Here is a 1,865-nt window from a genome sequence, read left to right on the forward strand (position 1 = left end):
CTGGACACGCCGGAGATCGAGTTCGGTGGGCTCTCGGTTGTCGGTATGGATTCGGATGTGGTGTTGGCGAAGTTCGATCTGGACTTCGGGTTTGTCGACACCTACGACGACGAGGGTGCGCCGGCTGGTCTGGTCGGTGGGTTGACCTATGCCACTGCGTTGTTCGATGCAGCGGGTGTGCAGCGTCTGACCGACGGTTTGTTGCGGATCCTGCGTGCGGTGACCGCGGACAGTGAGTTGCCGGTCGGTGACATCGATCTGCTCGGTGTCGGTGAGCGGGAGTTGGTGCTGCGGGAGTGGAATGGCTCCGCTGCGCCGGTGTTGTCGTCGACGTTGGATTCGTTGTTCGTCGACCAGGTTGTCGCGACGCCGGATGCGGTCGCGTTGGTCGGTGAGTCGGAGACGTTGACGTACCGGGAGTTCGACTCGAGGGTCAATGCCGTTGCCAGGCATCTGATCGGTCTCGGTGTCGGGGTCGAGTCCCGGGTGGTGCTGGCGATGCGCCGGTCGGTCGATCAGGTGATCGCGATGTACGCGGTGGTCCGTGCCGGTGGTGCGTATGTGCCGGTCGATCCGGATCAGCCGGCCGAGCGGATCGGGTACGTGATCGACATTGCCGACCCGCTGTTGGTGTTGGTCGACGCTGGTGCGGATCTGGCGTTCGGGCGCGACGTCGTGGAGGTGTCGGGGATCGATCAGGCCGACGGTCGGTCGGTCACCGATGCGGACCGGATCGGTGTGCTGGGTCCGGAGAACACCGCGTACGTGTTGTTCACGTCGGGTTCGACCGGGCGGCCGAAGGGCGTCGCGGTCACTCATGCTGCGGCGGTGAACCAGTTGGTGTCGATGCAGTCGGAGTACCGGCTCGACGAGCAGGATTCGGTGCTGCAGAAGACGCCGGCGACGTTCGATGCGTCGGTGTGGGAGTTCTTCTGGCCCTTGCAGACCGGTGCCCGGTTGGTGCTGGCCGGTGCTGACGGTCATCGGGACCCGCAGTATCTGGCGCGGGTGTTGGTGGAGCAGTCGGTGACGACTGTGCAGTTCGTGCCGTCGATGCTGCCGATGGTGATGGCGGCGTTGCCCGAGTCGGGTACGCCGGCGTTGCGGCGGATGTTCGCCGGTGGTGAGCCGTTGCCGGTGGCTGTGGCTGCGGAGTTCGGCCGGGTCACCGGTGCGCGGGTGCACAACCTGTACGGCCCGACCGAGGCTGCCATGCAGGTCACGCGTCGTGAGGTGACCGATGCGGACGTGTCGATCGTGCCGATCGGTGGGCCGGTTGCGGGTACCAAGGTGTTCGTCCTGGATTCGCGTCTGCGTCCGGTTCCGGTCGGTGTTCCGGGTGAGTTGTATCTCGCTGGTGTGCAGTTGGCCCGTGGGTACGAGTCTCGGTCGGATCTGACCGCGGAGCGGTTTGTGGCCAATCCGTTCGGTGGTGGTGAGCGGATGTACCGGACCGGTGACCTGGCTCGCTGGACGAGTGCTGGTGAGCTGGAGTTCTTGGGCCGCACCGATTTCCAGGTGAAGTTGCACGGTTTGCGGATCGAGCTCGGTGAGGTCGAGGCGGCGTTGGCCGAGCATCCGTCGGTGCGTGCGGCGGCGGCTGCGGTTGTCGCTACCGCGGCGGGTCTGCATCTGGTCGGTTATGTGACGGCGGCGGAGGGTGTCGACGTCGATGTTGCCGAGGTGACTTCGGTGGCGGCCGATCGGTTGCCGGCGTACATGGTGCCGTCGCGGGTGTTGGTGCTCGAGGCGTTCCCGGTGAACTCGTCGGGCAAGTTGGATCGGAAGGCGTTGCCTGTTCCGGTGTTCGAGGCGGCGGAGTTCCGGGCGCCGGTTACCGAGGCCGAGCAGGTTGTGGCGGCGGT

1 protein-coding gene is annotated in these 1,865 nt (G+C 65.8%); it reads left to right on the top strand.

Annotated elements, in window-relative coordinates:
• The coding region (locus FFS72_RS26255) for a non-ribosomal peptide synthetase (protein ID WP_137876694.1) at positions 1-1,865 on the top strand (1,865 nt) is incomplete at both ends.

This window comes from Rhodococcus sp. Q, assembly GCF_005503035.1.
Taxonomy (GTDB): domain Bacteria; phylum Actinomycetota; class Actinomycetes; order Mycobacteriales; family Mycobacteriaceae; genus Rhodococcus_G.